This window comes from Pseudomonas serbica, assembly GCF_028823535.1.
GTDB classification, from domain to species: Bacteria; Pseudomonadota; Gammaproteobacteria; order Pseudomonadales; family Pseudomonadaceae; genus Aquipseudomonas; species Aquipseudomonas serbica.
In genome coordinates this window covers 1-16,049 of record NZ_JAQIYM010000009.1, presented here as the reverse complement: position 1 = coordinate 16,049, position 16,049 = coordinate 1, and the positions used below count along the sequence as shown (strand labels likewise).

Annotated in this window: 19 protein-coding genes and 1 tRNA gene; 15 read left to right on the top strand and 5 right to left on the bottom strand. The window is 59.3% G+C overall.

Annotated elements, in window-relative coordinates; all coding sequences use genetic code 11:
- Positions 1–122 precede the first annotated feature (122 nt).
- The 15 genes from NQL71_RS15775 to nadA all read left to right on the top strand — a co-directional run bounded on the left by NQL71_RS15775 (position 123) and on the right by nadA (position 11,849).
- The gene (locus tag NQL71_RS15775; protein WP_046818809.1) at positions 123–869 is read left to right on the top strand and encodes a YebC/PmpR family DNA-binding transcriptional regulator; all 747 of its coding nucleotides are present in this window, start codon (positions 123–125) and stop codon (positions 867–869) included.
- Positions 870–1,003: 134 nt separating this feature from the next.
- A complete protein-coding gene (gene ruvC, locus NQL71_RS15770; protein ID WP_008015799.1) occupies positions 1,004–1,528 on the top strand; it encodes a crossover junction endodeoxyribonuclease RuvC in 525 nt (174 codons plus the stop codon).
- A 114-nt stretch (positions 1,529–1,642) separates the two neighbouring features.
- Positions 1,643–2,251, top strand: coding sequence for a Holliday junction branch migration protein RuvA (gene ruvA, locus NQL71_RS15765; RefSeq protein WP_046818808.1), 609 nt, complete (start codon positions 1,643–1,645; stop codon positions 2,249–2,251).
- Positions 2,252–3,313, top strand: coding sequence for a Holliday junction branch migration DNA helicase RuvB (ruvB, locus tag NQL71_RS15760; protein WP_046818807.1), 1,062 nt, complete (start codon positions 2,252–2,254; stop codon positions 3,311–3,313).
- Between the two features lie 127 nt (positions 3,314–3,440).
- Complete coding sequence (gene ybgC / locus NQL71_RS15755) at positions 3,441–3,908, top strand: tol-pal system-associated acyl-CoA thioesterase (RefSeq protein WP_046818806.1); 468 nt, start codon at positions 3,441–3,443, stop codon at positions 3,906–3,908.
- Complete coding sequence (gene tolQ, locus NQL71_RS15750) at positions 3,898–4,593, top strand: protein TolQ (RefSeq protein WP_007995636.1); 696 nt, start codon at positions 3,898–3,900, stop codon at positions 4,591–4,593. The genes ybgC and tolQ overlap by 11 nt, the downstream gene beginning before the upstream one ends.
- A 23-nt stretch (positions 4,594–4,616) precedes the next feature.
- Positions 4,617–5,069, top strand: coding sequence for a protein TolR (gene tolR / locus NQL71_RS15745; protein ID WP_162488917.1), 453 nt, complete (start codon positions 4,617–4,619; stop codon positions 5,067–5,069).
- Positions 5,069–6,166 carry a cell envelope integrity protein TolA gene (gene tolA, locus NQL71_RS15740; protein WP_077185284.1) on the top strand — a complete coding sequence of 366 codons (1,098 nt, stop codon included), beginning with the start codon at positions 5,069–5,071 and terminating at the stop codon, positions 6,164–6,166. The genes tolR and tolA overlap by 1 nt, the downstream gene beginning before the upstream one ends.
- A gap of 17 nt (positions 6,167–6,183) precedes the next feature.
- Positions 6,184–7,464 carry a Tol-Pal system beta propeller repeat protein TolB gene (gene tolB, locus NQL71_RS15735; RefSeq protein ID WP_178134233.1) on the top strand — a complete coding sequence of 427 codons (1,281 nt, stop codon included), beginning with the start codon at positions 6,184–6,186 and terminating at the stop codon, positions 7,462–7,464.
- Between the two features lie 52 nt (positions 7,465–7,516).
- Complete coding sequence (gene pal / locus NQL71_RS15730) at positions 7,517–8,014, top strand: peptidoglycan-associated lipoprotein Pal (protein ID WP_003178634.1); 498 nt, start codon at positions 7,517–7,519, stop codon at positions 8,012–8,014.
- A gap of 6 nt (positions 8,015–8,020) precedes the next feature.
- Entirely contained in the window at positions 8,021–8,866 is an 846-nt protein-coding gene (gene ybgF / locus NQL71_RS15725; protein ID WP_046818802.1) for a tol-pal system protein YbgF, read from the top strand.
- A 167-nt stretch (positions 8,867–9,033) separates the two neighbouring features.
- Positions 9,034–9,681 carry a 7-carboxy-7-deazaguanine synthase QueE gene (gene queE, locus NQL71_RS15720; protein ID WP_046818801.1) on the top strand — a complete coding sequence of 216 codons (648 nt, stop codon included), beginning with the start codon at positions 9,034–9,036 and terminating at the stop codon, positions 9,679–9,681.
- 1 nt (position 9,682) lies between these two features.
- On the top strand, positions 9,683–10,375 hold the full coding sequence (gene queC, locus NQL71_RS15715) for a 7-cyano-7-deazaguanine synthase QueC (RefSeq protein WP_046818800.1): 693 nt from the start codon (positions 9,683–9,685) through the stop codon (positions 10,373–10,375).
- 63 nt (positions 10,376–10,438) lie between these two features.
- Positions 10,439–10,514, top strand: a tRNA-Lys gene (locus NQL71_RS15710).
- Between the two features lie 276 nt (positions 10,515–10,790).
- The gene (gene nadA, locus NQL71_RS15705) at positions 10,791–11,849 is read left to right on the top strand and encodes a quinolinate synthase NadA (protein ID WP_008054654.1); all 1,059 of its coding nucleotides are present in this window, start codon (positions 10,791–10,793) and stop codon (positions 11,847–11,849) included.
- A gap of 135 nt (positions 11,850–11,984) precedes the next feature.
- On the opposite strand, the gene NQL71_RS15700 is transcribed toward nadA, so the two are convergent.
- From NQL71_RS15700 to NQL71_RS36815, 5 genes are all read right to left on the bottom strand, one after another.
- Entirely contained in the window at positions 11,985–12,473 is a 489-nt protein-coding gene (locus tag NQL71_RS15700; RefSeq protein ID WP_046818799.1) for an RDD family protein, read from the bottom strand.
- A gap of 95 nt (positions 12,474–12,568) precedes the next feature.
- Positions 12,569–12,781, bottom strand: a complete 213-nt coding sequence (locus NQL71_RS15695; protein WP_007977299.1) for a cold-shock protein — start codon at positions 12,779–12,781, stop codon at positions 12,569–12,571.
- A 402-nt stretch (positions 12,782–13,183) separates the two neighbouring features.
- Entirely contained in the window at positions 13,184–14,308 is a 1,125-nt protein-coding gene (gcvT, locus tag NQL71_RS15690; protein ID WP_248686868.1) for a glycine cleavage system aminomethyltransferase GcvT, read from the bottom strand.
- Between the two features lie 36 nt (positions 14,309–14,344).
- Entirely contained in the window at positions 14,345–15,721 is a 1,377-nt protein-coding gene (locus tag NQL71_RS15685; RefSeq protein ID WP_077185290.1) for an L-serine ammonia-lyase, read from the bottom strand.
- 210 nt (positions 15,722–15,931) lie between these two features.
- A partial coding sequence (locus tag NQL71_RS36815; RefSeq protein ID WP_425520686.1) for a hypothetical protein occupies positions 15,932–16,049 on the bottom strand: 118 nt, incomplete at its 5' end.

Below are 16,049 nucleotides of genomic sequence, written 5' to 3'. Positions count from 1 at the left end.
CAGGAGGGCGCATCTGCGGATGCGCCCTTTCTTTATACATAAAGCAGTTCAAGATTTTTGTTTTGCCGGCCGGCGCGATGCAGCGTGGCGGGCAATGTTTCAAAGAGAATTCGGAGCGAGTTATGGCAGGTCATTCCAAGTGGGCGAACATCAAGCACCGCAAAGAACGTCAGGATGCCAAGAGGGGCAAGATCTTCACCAAATGGATTCGTGAGCTGACCGTCGCGGCCCGTCAGGGTGGTGGCGATCCGGGCTCGAATCCGCGCTTGCGCCTGGCCCTGGACAAGGCGCTTGGGGCGAACATGAGTCGCGACATCATCGATCGCGCCATTGCCCGTGGCGCGGGTGCGACCGAAGCCGACAACGTCGAAGAATTGACCTACGAAGGTTACGGGCCTGGCGGCGTGGCGGTGATGGTCGAGTGCATGACGGACAACCGCAACCGGACCGCAGCGGCTGTTCGCCATGCATTCAGCAAGTGCGGCGGCAACCTCGGCACCGACGGTTCGGTGGCTTATCTTTTCGAGCGCAAGGGGCAAATCAGCTTTGCGCCAGGCGTCGATGAAGATGCCTTGACCGAAGCAGCGTTGGAAGCCGATGCCGATGACGTGGTCGGCAACGAAGATGGCTCCGTCGATGTGTTCACCTCGTTCACCGGATTCTACGCGGTGCGCAACGCGCTGGAAGCGGCCGGTTTCAAAGGCGATGACGCGGAAATCGTCATGTTGCCGACCACCAGTGCCGAGCTCGACCTGGAAGGTGCCGAAAAAGTCCTCAAGCTGATCGACATGCTCGAAGACCTGGATGACGTGCAGAACGTCTACTCCAACGCCGAAATCCCGGAATCGGTCGCCGCACAACTAAGCTGAATGCTACGCCTTCATTGTAGGAGCTGGCTTGCCAGCGAAGAGGCCCTTGAACTTGTGCAAGTCTTGAGGCCGCCTTCGCTGGCGAGCCAGCTCCTACAATTCCCTTGGATATTTGCTTCAGCGTTGCAGGCGTTATGACTTTAATTCTTGGTATCGACCCCGGTTCGCGCATTACCGGTTATGGCGTGGTTCGTGATACCGGGCGTGGCTGCGAGTACGTGGCCTCCGGTTGCATCCGCACTGGAGCTGGCGAATTGCATGAGCGTCTGCAGATTGTCTATCGCGGGGTGCGCGAGATCATTCAGACCTACCATCCGGTCACCATGGGCATCGAGAAGGTGTTCATGGCACGCAATGCCGATTCCGCCCTGAAACTGGGGCAGGCCCGTGGCGCCGCCATCGTCGCCGGCGCCGAGGAAAGCCTGGAGATCGCCGAATACACGGCAACCCAGGTCAAACAGGCCGTGGTCGGCACCGGCGCGGCCAATAAAGAACAGGTACAGATGATGGTCATGCACATGCTCAAGCTGACCAGCAAACCGCAAATCGATGCCTCCGACGCCCTGGCCATTGCCATTTGCCATGCGCACACCCGCTCCAGCCTGTTGCCCCATGGCCTGGGCGCCGCACGCAGTCGTGGCGGGCGCTTGCGTCTCTGATAGCATCAGCAATCATTTTTCTGGAATGAGGGGGATGCGCCTGGGTTGTCGGCGCCAGATCCTCGTTCTCTCAGTCGCTGGCCCAGGGCTGGCCAACGCTCAAGGATCTGTAACGTGATTGGACGCTTGCGCGGCACACTGGCTGAGAAACAGCCGCCGCACCTGATTCTGGATGTAAATGGCCTGGGGTATGAGCTTGAAGTGCCCATGACCACGCTTTATCGCCTGCCGTCGGTCGGTGAACCGCTGACGCTGCACACCCATCTGGTCGTGCGCGAGGACGCGCAGTTACTCTATGGCTTCGTCGGCAAGCGTGAGCGAGACTTTTTTCGCGAATTGATCCGTCTCAATGGTGTGGGGCCGAAACTGGCCCTGGCCCTGATGTCGAGCCTGGAAGTCGACGAGCTGGTCCGTTGCGTGCAGTCCCAGGACACCTCGGCACTGACCAAGGTGCCGGGCGTCGGCAAGAAAACCGCCGAACGCCTGCTGGTCGAGCTCAAGGATCGCTTCAAGGCCTGGGAAACCGTGCCGGCCATGTTTGCCCTGGTGCCGAACCAGCCGGACGGGCCAGCGCCGGTCAACAGCGCCGAAAACGATGCGGTCAGCGCGCTGATCTCCCTGGGCTACAAGCCGCAGGAAGCCAGCAAGGCGATTTCCGCGATCAAGGAGAAAGGCTTGAGCAGCGAAGACCTGATTCGTCGTGCCCTGAAGGGAATGATCTAAGTGATTGAAGCCGACCGTCTGATCGCCGCCACGGGCGCCCCCCGTGATCGCGAGGAAGTCCAGGACCGGGCGATACGTCCAGTCAGCCTGGCCGAGTACATTGGCCAGCCGACCGTTCGCGAGCAAATGGAGTTGTTCATCCAGGCTGCCCGCGGGCGCAACGAGTCCCTGGACCACACGTTGATCTTCGGCCCGCCGGGGCTGGGCAAGACCACCCTGGCCAATATCATCGCCCAGGAAATGGGCGTGTCGATCAAGAGCACCTCGGGGCCGGTCCTCGAGCGGCCTGGTGACCTGGCGGCGCTGCTGACCAACCTTGAGCCGCACGACGTGCTGTTCATCGATGAAATCCATCGCTTGTCGCCGATTGTCGAGGAAGTGCTCTATCCGGCCATGGAGGATTTCCAGCTCGACATCATGATCGGCGAAGGTCCGGCTGCGCGGTCGATCAAGCTCGATCTGCCACCGTTCACCCTGGTCGGGGCGACCACCCGGGCGGGGATGCTGACCAACCCGTTGCGTGATCGTTTCGGTATCGTCCAGCGTCTTGAGTTCTACAGCACCGCCGACTTGTCGACGATTGTCAGCCGTTCGGCGAACATTCTCGGCCTGCCGCTGGACCCGGAGGGCGCCTTCGAAATCGCTCGCCGAGCCCGTGGCACACCGCGGATCGCCAACCGCCTGCTGCGCCGGGTACGGGATTTCGCCGAAGTGCGCGCCAAAGGCCACATCACCAAGCCGATCGCCGACCTGGCCCTGAACCTGCTGGATGTCGACGAGCGTGGCTTCGATCATCAGGACCGACGTCTGTTGCTGACCATGATCGAGAAGTTCGATGGCGGCCCGGTGGGGGTGGACAGCCTGGCCGCAGCCATCAGCGAAGAGCGTCACACCATTGAAGACGTGCTGGAGCCATACCTGATCCAACAGGGCTACATCATGCGCACGCCGCGGGGCCGGGTGGTGACTCGGCATGCGTACCTGCATTTCGGATTAAACATTCCGTCACGATTGGGCGAAATGCCCGTAGTAGACGAGTTTCTTGATGCCGTGGACGATTAATTAACGTTGCGAGCTGATTTTTTCGGGCAATGTGTGGTCCGAGGACCGTACTTTTGCGCGAAAGCCGCAGAACTTTGAAAAACAGTTGCCTGGCCGGATTGGCAACCTGAGGAGTAAGCACTAGAGTATGCGCGCGCAAAACGGGCTTGAGCCTTTCGCACATCGTTGTCGCGTTTATTACGAGGACACCGATGCGGGCGGCATCGTGTATTACGTTAATTACCTCAAGTTTATGGAACGGGCTCGAACCGAGCGGCTACGAGAGCTGGGCTTTGCCCAATCGCAGCTGGCAGGGGAGGACCTGTTGTTCGTCGTGCATTCCAGCGAAGCGCGCTACCACGCGCCGGCGCGACTGGACGACGAGCTGCTGGTAAGCGCTGAAGTAATTGAATTGAACCGTGCCAGCCTGCGCTTCAAACAGCAGGTCAGGCGGGCGACGGATGATGCGCTGCTCTGCGAAGGGCAGTTTTTGGTGGCCTGTGTGCGCACCGACAGTTTGAAACCCCGGGCCATTCCCGAAGCTCTACGAGCGGCCTTTGCCGCCGTGAGCGGCGCGGGTACACACTCAAAGCAGGAGATAAAGCGTGGAAGCTAACGTCGTCGACCATTCCTCCATGTGGAGCCTGGTCAGCAATGCCAGCATCGTGGTGCAACTGGTAATGCTGACCCTGGTAGCCGCATCGGTGACCTCATGGATCATGATCTTTCAGCGCAGCAACCTGCTGCGCGCCGGTCGACGTGCCCTGGAGAGCTTCGAAGAGCGCTTCTGGTCGGGTATCGACCTGTCCAAGCTCTACCGTCAGGCGGGTAGCAACCCGGACCCGGATTCAGGTGTCGAGCAGATCTTCCGCGCCGGCTTCAAGGAATTCTCCCGTCTGCGCCAGCAGCCTGGGGTCGATCCCGAGGCGGTCATGGAAGGTGTGGCCCGTGCCATGCGCGTGGCCATTTCCCGTGAAGAAGAAAAGCTCGAGCAGAGCCTGCCATTCCTTGCCACTGTCGGTTCCGTGAGCCCGTATATCGGTCTGTTCGGTACGGTCTGGGGCATCATGAACTCCTTCCGTGGCCTGGCGACTGCCCAGCAAGCGACCCTGGCCACCGTTGCCCCGGGTATCGCCGAAGCCCTGATCGCCACCGCGATCGGTCTGTTCGCTGCCATTCCAGCCGTTATCGCTTACAACCGTTTTGCTGCTCGCAGCGAAACCTTGCTGGGCCGCTACTACACCTTCGCCGATGAATTCCAGGCGATCCTGCACCGTAAAGTGCACACCAGCGAAGAATAAGCAGGTAATTTCCAATGGCTTTAATCGCTCGAGCTCGCAAAAAGCGCAAGCCGGTCGCCGAGATGAACGTAGTGCCCTACATCGACGTGATGTTGGTGCTGCTGGTCATCTTCATGGTGACCGCGCCAATGCTCAATCAGGGCGTGAAAGTTGATCTGCCCAAGGTTTCCAGCGAAGCCTTGCCGCAAGACAACAACACCCAGGTCCTGACCATTTCGATCAAATCCGACAAGACCTACTACTGGAACCTTGGCAGCGAAGTCGACACCGAGAAGCAGCAGGACAGGGCCATGACCCTGCCGCAGATGACTGATGCGGTGACCAAGATCATTCGCGTGGGCAACGAAAGCGGCAAGCGCACCCAGGTGTTCATCCGCGGTGACAAGAGTGTCGACTACGGCTCCGTCATGGGCGCCATGGGCGGGTTGCAGAAAGCCGGCGTCGGTAATGTTGGCTTGATTACCGAGGCGCCCTGATGCAGCAACAGCGAGAGCCGTCCGCCTCGGAAAGCTACTTCTGGCCTAGTGTCTGGGCGATTGGCTTGCACGTGCTGGTGTTCGGCATGCTGTTCGTCAGTTTTGCCTTCACCCCGGAGCTGCCGCCGGCCAAGCCGATCGTCCAGGCGACCCTGTACCAGCTGAAATCGAAAAGTCAGGCGACCACCCAGACCAATCAGAAGATTGCGGGTGAGGCGAAGAAATCCGCCGCGCGCCAGACCGAAGTCGAGCAGTTGGAACAGAAGAAGGTCGAGCAGGAAGCGATAAAGGCTGCGGAACAAAAGAAAGAAGACGCGGCTCAAAAGGCCGAGGAAGCCAAGAAGGCCGACGAGTCGAAGAAAGCGGAAGAGGCGAAAAAGGCTGATGAGGCCAAGAAGGCTGATGAAGCCAAGAAAGCCGATGAAGCGAAGAAGACCGCCGAAGCCAAGAAGGCAGAAGAGAAACAATTGGCTGATATAGCCAAGAAGAAAGCGGAAGAAGAAGCCAAGAAGGCTGCTGAAGAAGAGGCCAAGAAAGCGGCCGCTGAAGAAGCGAAGAAAAAGATCGTCGAAGACGCGAAAAAGAAAGCCGCCGAAGACGCCAAGAAGAAAGCTGAAGCTGAAGAGGCGAAGAAGAAAGTCGCCGAAGAAGCGAAGAAGAAAGCTGCTGCCGATGCTGCGAAGAAGAAATCGCAGGATGCGGCGCGTAAATCCGCCGAAGACAAAAAGGCCCAGGCCCTGGCAGATTTGCTTTCCGACACGCCGCAGCGTCAGCAGGCCTTGGCCGATGAGCAGGGTGACGAAGTCGCCGGCAGTTTCGACGACCTGATTCGAGTGCGTGCAGCGGAAGGCTGGGCTCGTCCACCTTCGGCCCGCAAAGGCATGACGGTTCAGCTGCAAATCGGCATGTTGCCGGACGGTACGGTGACTTCGGTCAAGGTGCTCAAGTCCAGTGGCGACGGTCCGTTTGACGCTTCAGCCGTAGCGGCAGTGAAGAATATTGGACGTTTGACAGAAATGCAGGGAATGAAGCCGAGCGATTTTGCTCCGTATCGTTCATTCAAGATGACATTCACACCTGAGGATCTAGCCCCGTGAGAAACCTCCTTCGAGGAATGCTCGTCGTGATCTGCTGCATGGCAGGGATCGCGATGGCAGATGAGAAAAACATTCTGGTCACCAGCGGCAGCGATCGGGCCACCCCGATCGCGGTCGTGCCGTTTGGCAACCAGGGCGGCAGCGTGCTGCCGGACGACATGGCGGAAATCATCGGTAACGACCTGCGCAACTCGGGTTACTACTCGCCGATTCCAAAGCAGAACATGATCAGCCAGCCTAGCCAGGCCAGCGAAATCATCTTCCGCGACTTCAAGGCGCTGGGCGCACAGTACGTCATGGTCGGCAGCATTGCGCCAGCGGGCGGTCGCCTGCAGGTTCAATACGCCCTGTTCAACGTCGCCACCGAGCAGCAAGTGCTGACCGGCAGCGTGTCGGGCAGCGTCGATCAGTTGCGCGACATGTCGCACTACATCGCCGACCAGTCGTTCGAGAAGCTCACCGGTATCAAGGGTGCGTTCTCGACTCGCCTGCTGTACGTGACGGCCGAGCGCTTCTCCGAAAAGAACACCCGTTACACGCTGCAGCGTTCGGACTATGACGGCGCCCGTGCCGTGACCCTGCTGCAATCGCGCGAGCCGATCCTGTCGCCGCGTTTCGCACCCGATGGCAAGCGTATCGCCTACGTCTCGTTCGAGCAGAAGCGTCCGCGCATTTTCATGCAGAACATCGACACCGGTCGCCGTGAGCAGATCACCAACTTCGAAGGCCTGAACGGCGCGCCAGCCTGGTCGCCGGATGGCAATCGCCTGGCGTTCGTACTGTCGAAAGACGGCAACCCGGACATCTATGTGATGAACCTGGGTTCGCGTCAGATCACCCGTGTCACCAACGGTCCTGGCATCAACACCGAACCGTTCTGGGGCAAGGATGGCTCGACCATCTACTTCACTTCCGATCGTGGTGGCAAGCCGCAGATCTACAAGACCAGTGTGGGCGGCGGCGGTGCCGAACGAGTGACTTTCGTCGGTAACTACAACGCCAACCCTAAACTGTCGGCTGATGAAAAGACGCTTGTCATGATTCACCGTCAGGATGGCTTCACCAATTTCAAGGTGGCGGCCCAGGATTTGCAACGCGGTAGTGTAAAAATCCTCACTGATAGCACTCTGGACGAGTCGCCCACTGTCGCGCCCAACGGCACCATGGTAATCTACGCCACCCGCCAGCAGGGCCGGGGAGTCTTGATGCTCGTGTCTATCAATGGACGCGTAAGGCTCCCGCTTCCTACCGCTCAAGGCGAAGTCAGAGAACCTTCCTGGTCCCCTTACCTGAACTGACGCGGCGCTATACGTTTTACTTAACACACTGGGGTTCATTAGGAGTTTCACGATGGAAATGCTGAAGTTTGGTAAATTTGCTGCGCTGGCACTGGCCATGGCTGTAGCTGTAGGTTGCTCGTCCAAAGGCGGCGACAATGCCGGTGAAGGCGCGGTAGATCCAAACGCTGGTTACGGCGCAAACACTGGTGCAGTTGACGGCTCCCTGAGCGAAGAAGCTGCACTGCGCGCTATCACCACTTTCTACTTCGAATACGACAGTTCGGACCTGAAGCCAGAAGCCATGCGCGCTCTGGACGTTCACGCCAAAGACCTGAAAGCAAACGGCGCTCGCGTTGTTCTGGAAGGCAACACCGACGAACGTGGTACTCGTGAGTACAACATGGCACTGGGCGAGCGTCGTGCGAAAGCCGTTCAGCGCTACCTGGTACTGCAAGGCGTTTCCCCAGCTCAGCTGGAACTGGTTTCCTACGGCGAAGAGCGTCCAGTTGCTACCGGCAACGACGAGCAGTCCTGGGCTCAAAACCGTCGCGTCGAACTGCGTAAGTAATTCGTCATGCGAACGTGCCGTCGTGCTGTAACTGTTCTGGCTCTCAGCCTCGCGCCGCTTGCGGCGTGGGCTGCGGTTCCTGTGGTCGATAATGACTCCGGCTATAACAATAGCGGGAGCACTTATCCGCCTGCAGGCTACGGTACGAACGGCGCCTATGCCGGGGGAGGGGTTTCGGCCCCTGTCTCGGCACAGGGCCAGCTGTTCAACCAACTGCAACAAATGCAGGATCAGATCTCACGCCAACAGGGTGTGATCGAAGAGCTGCAAAATGATGTAGCGCGCATGAAGCAGGAAAGCCTGGAGCGATACCAGGATCTTGATCGGCGCATAGGAACCGGCGTTGCACCGGCCGCGACTCCTGAGAATTCTTCAACCGGTGGCGACTTGAACGCCCCCGGTGCAGCCGCTGGCGCAGCTGCAGGTGCAGGAGCGGCCGCCGCTCAAGCACCCGCCGCGGGTAGCGAGCCGGCGGATCCGGCGAAGGAAAAGCTCTATTACGATGCTGCCTTCGACCTGATCAAGGCCAAGGATTTCGACAAGGCCAGCCAGGCTTTTGCCGCATTCCTGCGCAAGTACCCGAACAGCCAGTACGCCGGCAATGCCCAGTACTGGTTGGGTGAAGTGAACCTGGCCAAAGGCGATCTGCAAGGTGCGGGTCAGGCCTTTGCCAAGGTTTCGCAGTTGTACCCCAAGCACGCCAAAGTGCCTGACTCGCTGTACAAGCTTGCTGACGTAGAGCGCCGCCTCGGTCATCCAGACAAGGTAAAAGGCATTCTGCAGCAGGTTGTGTCCCAGTTTCCGGGCACTTCCGCCGCTCAGCTGGCCCAGCGTGACCTGCAAAAAATGTAAGGGCTGCTTGACCCCTTTCGAAGAAACCCGCGCTTGTCGCGGGTTTTTTCGTTAGAATTCACGCCCTTTTTATGAAACACGCTTTTTGGGGCCTGCGCATTGCCGAGGCTCCTTGAAGTGCCTGACGGAGGCGGACAGCCTGTTTAGCTGTTACGCCCGTGGCGACTATGCAAGACACATTGAGAATTACCGAAGTTTTCTACTCGTTGCAGGGTGAAACGCGGACTGCTGGCCTGCCCACTGTTTTTGTGCGCCTGACCGGTTGCCCCCTGCGTTGCCAATACTGCGACAGCGCCTACGCCTTCACTGGCGGAACCCTGCGCACCCTCGACGATATCCTCGAGCAGGTCGCCGGTTTTCGTCCGCGCTACGTCTGTGTCACGGGCGGCGAGCCCCTGGCCCAGCCCAATGCCATTCCATTGCTCAAGCGCCTGTGTGATGCCGGTTACGAAGTGTCACTGGAAACCAGTGGCTCGATCGATATCTCGGCGGTAGATTCCCGGGTCAGTCGCGTTGTCGACCTGAAAACCCCAGGGTCCAAGGAAGCGCATCGCAACCGCTACGAAAACATCGAGCTGTTGACGCCCAACGATCAGGTGAAGTTTGTCATCTGCTCGCGGGAAGACTATGACTGGTCCGTGTCCAAGCTGATCCAGTACGGTCTGGACAAGCGCGCTGGTGAAGTCCTGTTCTCGCCTAGCCACCATGATCTCAATGCACGAGACCTGGCGGACTGGGTGGTGGCGGATAACCTGCCAGTGCGTTTGCAGTTGCAGCTGCATAAATATCTATGGAATGACGAACCGGGGCGCTGAAATGACTGAACCACTCAACACTGCTGAAAAACGTGCGGTCATCCTGTTGTCCGGTGGCCTGGACTCGGCAACTGTCGTGGCCATGGCGCGTGCCGAAGGCTACAGCTGCTACACCATGAGTTTCGACTACGGTCAGCGTTCCCACGCCGAGCTGTACGCCGCCGAGCGGGTCGCCCGCGACCTGGGGGTGGTCGAGCACAAGGTCATCGGCCTGAACCTGAACGGCATGGGTGGCTCGGCGCTGACCGACAGCAGCATCGATATCCCGGAAGAGCTGGGCGAGGGCATTCCGGTGACCTACGTGCCTGCGCGTAACACGGTGTTCCTGTCCCTGGCATTGGGCTGGGCGGAAGTGCTCGGCGCACGGGACATCTTCATCGGTGTCAACGCAGTGGATTACTCCGGTTACCCGGACTGCCGTCCCGAGTTCATCGAGTCTTTCGAGCGTATGGCCAACCTGGCGACCAAGGCCGGCGTAGAAGGCAATGGCTTCCGCATCCAGGCGCCACTGCAAAACCTGAGCAAGGCGCAAATCGTCCAGGCTGGCGTGAAGCTGGGTGTGAATTACGGCCTGACCGTTTCCTGCTATCAGGCCGACGATAACGGCCGTGCCTGCGGCAAGTGCGACAGCTGCCGTCTGCGCGCAGAAGGCTTTGCGGCGGCCGGAATCAGCGACCCAACACCTTATTTTTGATTATTTTTAAAATAGGTGTTGAATAGTCCTTAAAAATCAGTATTATACGCGCCACCACACAGCGGGTCGTTAGCTCAGTTGGTAGAGCAGTTGGCTTTTAACCAATTGGTCGTAGGTTCGAATCCCACACGACCCACCATTTTTGGCGGTTTAGAAAATCCGGAAGGCCCACGCAAGTGAGGATTTCCGGGTTTTTTTTTGCCTGCGATTTGTGCTTTCGCCGATCCTGATTCCGATCCCGATCAGCACCGCACGGCTCAGGTCAGAATCATCTTTTGCATCCCGCGGATATTCTGTAGCCTTGCGCCTCTTCAAAGCTCTGATGATGACTCACTCTCCCGGCGGTACCCTCAAGGGTCCGGAGCCGGGGTGTATACTCGACTTTCGCGCTTAAGCGCCTGCAGGTCTTGCGAAAATGACGCAGATTTCCGAACGCCTTCTGGTTCAAGCCCACCTCGACGCCAAGCAGCCCAAGCCGCTGACCGCCGACGAGGAAGCTTATTACCGTGCCGCCATCGCCGCCGAGCTCAAGGCTCAGGACGCGGTGCTGGTGGCGCACTTCTATTGCGATCCGGTTATTCAGGCCCTGGCCGAAGAAACCGGTGGCTGTGTCTCCGACTCGTTGGAAATGGCCCGCTTCGGCAATGCCCATCCGGCCAAGACCGTGGTGGTCGCCGGGGTGAAATTCATGGGCGAGACGGCCAAGATCCTCAACCCCGAGAAACGCATCCTGATGCCGACCCTGGAGGCGACGTGCTCACTGGACCTGGGGTGTCCGGTCGATGAGTTTTCCGCATTCTGCGACCAGCATCCGGAGCGCACGGTGGTGGTTTACGCCAATACCTCGGCGGCGGTCAAAGCCCGCGCGGATTGGGTGGTGACGTCCAGCTGTGCGCTGGAAATCGTCGAAAGCCTGATGGATAACGGCGAAACCATCATCTGGGGGCCGGACAAGCACCTGGGCACCTACATCCAGCGCCAGACCGGTGCCGACATGCTGCTGTGGGACGGTGCCTGCATCGTTCACGAAGAGTTCAAGTCCAAGCAGCTCGAAGATATGAAGGCGCTGTATCCGGATGCGGCGATCCTGGTGCATCCGGAGTCGCCGACCTCGGTGATCGAGCTGGCGGATGCCGTCGGCTCCACCAGTCAGTTGATCGCGGCGGCACAGAGCCTGCCGAACAAGACCCTGATTGTCGCCACCGACCGCGGTATCTTCTACAAGATGCAGCAGTTGTGTCCGGACAAGGTCTTTATCGAAGCGCCAACGGCCGGTAACGGCGCGGCATGCCGTAGTTGCGCGCATTGCCCGTGGATGGCGATGAATACCCTTGAGCGCACGCTCAAGAGCTTGAAAGAGGGGACGAACGAGATCTTTGTTGATCCGGCGTTGATTCCGCAGGCTATTCGGCCGTTGAAGCGGATGTTGGACTTTACCCAGGCGGCGCGGATGAAGCTGGCCGGGAACGCCTGAGGTCTGTCAGGTAACCCGATAAAACTGTGGGAGCGGGCTTGCTCGCGAAGAGGGTGTATCAGTCGACAGTGATATTGTCTGATGCGCCTCTTCGCGAGCAAGCCCGCTCCCACATTGGTTTGTGTTTACCGAAAATTATTTGGTCTTCTTTGGAATGCGAACGAGCTGGGTATTGGAGTACATGTCATGCCAGCTGCGTTTCTGCTTGTCGAACAGCGACCAGAAGAACCCCAGGCCCACGCACAACAACGATGCGATCGACACCACGAAGCGCAACAGGGCCTGCCACAGGCTGATGGACGAGCCATCGGCATTCTGTACGCGCACGCCCCACACCTGCATGCCCAGGGTCTGGCCGGAGTAGGTCCAGAACTTGGCAAAGAAGCCGAACAGCACGAACAGCAGCACCGTCGACAGCAGTGGATCGCCGTCCAGCGCGCCGGCTTCGGTGAGGGTACGCATTTTCTCTTCCCCGATGATCGCCATCTGGATCATCTTGTAGACGCCGCTGGTGACGATGAGCAGGGCGGTGCACAACAGGAAGTCATAGAACATCGCTGCCAGGCGACGACCCAGGCCGACGGCGGGGAAGTCGCCCTGGGGTTTGAGGAGGTGTTTCGACATGGCAGCCTCTGGGCGCAAAAAGAAGCCATTTTACGGATTTACACGCACAAAAAAGCCCCTGATGTCAGCATCAGGGGCTTTTTCGTTACAGAAGATTAGGCTTCTGCTTGTACTTCGTCAGCCTGCATGCCTTTCTGGCCCTGCACGGCGATGAAAGTCACTTTCTGGCCTTCTTTCAGGCTCTTGAAGCCGTTGCCCTGGATGGCGCGGAAATGCACGAACAGATCCGGACCGCTTTCAGGAGTGATAAAACCAAAACCTTTCTCGTCGTTAAACCACTTGACGGTACCGCTCTGACGTTGGGACATTTCTTATTTCCTTTGACGCAAAAAATTAATGACAGTCTCTCTCTCATGAAAGAGTACTGGGGCTGGTTGCAGGAGAGTAAGAAGACGTCGAACGGGATGTAGCTAACTTGTAGGCTACTGCCCAGGTCACGATTCCAAGCGACCCATGCAAACACAGTGAACAAACTCTACGCCAACTACGGGATAAAAAACAAGCCCTCTGCAAGGCCCGGATTTGCTCAGGTTCCTGGCATGGATGACAACTAGCCCGGCCTTATGCACTGGCGGTGTTCAAATGTTTTCGATCGTTATAATCAAAGTTCATAATCGAAGCTTAGAGCCAAACGATGCACTATTTTATGGCGGTTGCGTTACACATTAGTGCAGTGTAAGCACAACCGCGTTACTTATAGGAACAGTTAATCAGCCGCGATAGTAGCGTTGTGGAACAAATGGCATTTTGCTTACAAGCAAAGCCACCTTTTTCCCACGAACAATGGCCCATACCGGCGTGTCGAGGGCGATGTAGGCGCTGTCGAGGTAACCCATGGCCAGAGGGCCGCCCAAGGTCGGTCCGAAGCCGCCGCTGCAAACGCTGCCGATGATTTCGCCAGCTTCGTTGACGATTTCCGCGCCTTCGCGCACCGGGGTGCGTTCCTGCGGTAGCAGGCCAACGCGCTTGCGGGTAACACCGCCCTGTTGTTGGGCGAATACCGTTTCTGCACCAGGAAAGCCGCCGGCACGCGCACCGTCGGCACGACGCGGCTTGGAGATGGCCCACAGCAGGCTGGCTTCGATCGGGGTGGTGTCGGTGTTCATGTCATGGCCGTACAGGCACAGGCCGGCTTCCAGGCGCAGGGAGTCGCGCGCGCCGAGGCCGATGGCCGCCACTTCCGGCTCGGCCAGCAGGGCGCGGGCCAAGGCTTCGGCGCTGGCGGCCGGAACCGAGATTTCGTAACCGTCTTCACCGGTGTAACCCGAGCGGCTGACAAAGCAATCCACGCCCAGCAGTGTCACGCGGGCGAACTGCATGAAAGTCATCTTGGCCACTTCTGGTGCCAGGCGTGCCAGCACGGTCACGGCAGCCGGGCCTTGCAGGGCGAGCAGGGCGCGTTCTTCGAACAGCGGCTCGATGGTGCACTGGTCGCCGATGTGCTTGCGCAGGTGGGCCAGATCCTGGTCCTTGCACGCGGCATTCACTACCAGGAACAGCTCGTCGTTACCCAGGTTGGCGACCATCAGGTCGTCGAGGATGCCACCGCTCTCGTTGGTGAACATCGCGTAGCGCTGCATGCCCACCGGCAGGTCGATGATGTCGACGGGTACCAGGGTTTCCAGGGCCTTGGCGGCATTGGCGCCGGTCAGGCGGATCTGGCCCATGTGCGAAACATCGAACAGGCCGGCCTGCTCGCGGGTGTGCTGGTGTTCTTTCATCACGCCCAGTGGGTATTGCACCGGCATGTCATAGCCGGCGAACGGCACCATGCGCGCACCCAGTTCGATGTGCAGGGCGTGCAACGGTGTTTTCAACAGTTGTTCGGTGGACATATTCAACTCCTGGAGAAGTGTGCAGATGAGCGCGCATCAGCACTCGATAATGTTGACCGCCAAACCGCCTCGGGCGGTTTCCTTGTATTTGCTTTTCATGTCGGCGCCGGTCTGGCGCATGGTGCGGATGACCTTGTCGAGGGACACGAAGTGCTGCCCGTCGCCGCGCATGGCCATGCGCACGGCATTGATGGCCTTGACCGAACCCATGGCGTTGCGCTCGATGCAAGGCACTTGCACCAGCCCGCCGATCGGGTCGCAGGTGAGTCCGAGGTTGTGTTCCATGCCGATTTCCGCAGCGTTTTCCACTTGTTGCACGGTGCCGCCAAGCACTTCGCACAGGGCGCCCGCCGCCATGGAGCAAGCCACGCCGACTTCGCCTTGGCAGCCGACTTCGGCGCCGGAGATCGAGGCGTTTTCCTTGTACAGGATGCCGATGGCCGCGGCGGTCAGCAGGAAGCGCACCACCCCGTCGTCGGTCGCGCCGGGAATGAAGCGCATGTAGTAATGCAGCACCGCCGGAATGATCCCGGCCGCGCCGTTGGTCGGGGCTGTCACCACGCGCCCGCCGTTGGCGTTTTCTTCGTTGACCGCCAAGGCGTACAGGTTGACCCAGTCCAGTACCGACAGCGGGTCGCGCAGTGCTGATTCGGGGTTCTTGCACAATTGCCGATGCAGCGCGGCTGCCCGACGCTTGACCTTCAGGCCGCCGGGCAGGATGCCTTCGTTGCGGCAACCGGCGGCGACACAGTCCTGCATCACCTGCCAGATTTTCAGCAAGCCGGCGCGGGTTTCCGCTTCCGGGCGCCAGGCACTTTCGTTGGTCAGCATCACCTGGCTGATGGACAAGCCATAGGTGGTGCAGTGACCGAGCAGGTCCTTGGCGCTTTTGAACGGGAAGGTCAGGGGGGTGGCGTCTTCGACGATGCGGTCGGCGCCAGCGGCGTCCTCATCGACGACAAAACCACCGCCGACCGAGTAGTACTCGCGGCTGCGGATTTGCAGACCGGCGGCATCGAACGCGCGAAAAATCATGCCGTTGGGGTGATAGGCCAACGGTTTGCGAATCATCGCCAGGTGTTCTTTCTCATTGAACGCAATGCTGTGTTCGCCGAGCAGGTTCAAGCGACCATTGCCGCGAATCGTTTGCAGGCGGGCGGCGACGGTTTCGGTATCCACGGTGTCCGGGTGTTCGCCTTCCAGGCCGAGCAACACAGCCTTGTCGCTGCCGTGGCCCTTGCCGGTGGCGCCCAGTGAGCCGTACAGCTCAACCTTGACGCAGGTGGTTGCAGCCAACAGCCCTTCACGGCGCAGACCTTCGGCGAAACGCGCAGCAGCACGCATCGGACCGACGGTGTGGGAGCTGGAGGGGCCGATGCCAATCTTGAACAGGTCGAACACGCTTAACGACATGGTTGTTCTCCGGTTTCTTGTTATAGGAATTGGCGCAAATCTTGTGGAGATCCTGTAGGAGCTGGCTTGTCGGGTCGCCGCATCGCAGCGAAGGCGGTGTGTCAGGCAACAGTTGTGTCGGCTGATATTCCGTCTTCGCTGGCAAGCCAGCTCCTGCAGGGGGGAGCGGTGTTCTGGAAAGTGGGGGCAGGCGAACCTGCCCCCATTCGTTTAAGCGTAGCTTTCGATCGACGGGCAGGCGCAAACCAGGTTGCGGTCGCCGAAAACGTTGTCGACACGACCGACCGGCGGCCAGTATTTGCCTTCGATCAGCGACGCTACCGGGTAA

Excerpts from the sequence above, each read along its gene's own strand:
- gcvT (WP_248686868.1), bottom strand. The coding sequence starts at position 14,308 with ATGTCCACCGAACAACTGTTGAAAACACCGTTGCACGCCCTGCACATC.
- queC (WP_046818800.1), top strand. The coding sequence starts at position 9,683 with ATGACTGAACCACTCAACACTGCTGAAAAACGTGCGGTCATCCTGTTG.
- NQL71_RS15695 (WP_007977299.1), bottom strand. The coding sequence starts at position 12,781 with ATGTCCCAACGTCAGAGCGGTACCGTCAAGTGGTTTAACGACGAGAAA.
- NQL71_RS15775 (WP_046818809.1), top strand. The coding sequence starts at position 123 with ATGGCAGGTCATTCCAAGTGGGCGAACATCAAGCACCGCAAAGAACGT.
- tolA (WP_077185284.1), top strand. The coding sequence starts at position 5,069 with ATGCAGCAACAGCGAGAGCCGTCCGCCTCGGAAAGCTACTTCTGGCCT.
- queE (WP_046818801.1), top strand. The coding sequence starts at position 9,034 with ATGCAAGACACATTGAGAATTACCGAAGTTTTCTACTCGTTGCAGGGT.
- ybgF (WP_046818802.1), top strand. The coding sequence starts at position 8,021 with ATGCGAACGTGCCGTCGTGCTGTAACTGTTCTGGCTCTCAGCCTCGCG.
- nadA (WP_008054654.1), top strand. The coding sequence starts at position 10,791 with ATGACGCAGATTTCCGAACGCCTTCTGGTTCAAGCCCACCTCGACGCC.
- pal (WP_003178634.1), top strand. The coding sequence starts at position 7,517 with ATGGAAATGCTGAAGTTTGGTAAATTTGCTGCGCTGGCACTGGCCATG.
- tolB (WP_178134233.1), top strand. The coding sequence starts at position 6,184 with ATGCTCGTCGTGATCTGCTGCATGGCAGGGATCGCGATGGCAGATGAG.
- NQL71_RS15685 (WP_077185290.1), bottom strand. The coding sequence starts at position 15,721 with ATGTCGTTAAGCGTGTTCGACCTGTTCAAGATTGGCATCGGCCCCTCC.
- ruvC (WP_008015799.1), top strand. The coding sequence starts at position 1,004 with ATGACTTTAATTCTTGGTATCGACCCCGGTTCGCGCATTACCGGTTAT.
- NQL71_RS15700 (WP_046818799.1), bottom strand. The coding sequence starts at position 12,473 with ATGTCGAAACACCTCCTCAAACCCCAGGGCGACTTCCCCGCCGTCGGC.
- ybgC (WP_046818806.1), top strand. The coding sequence starts at position 3,441 with ATGCGCGCGCAAAACGGGCTTGAGCCTTTCGCACATCGTTGTCGCGTT.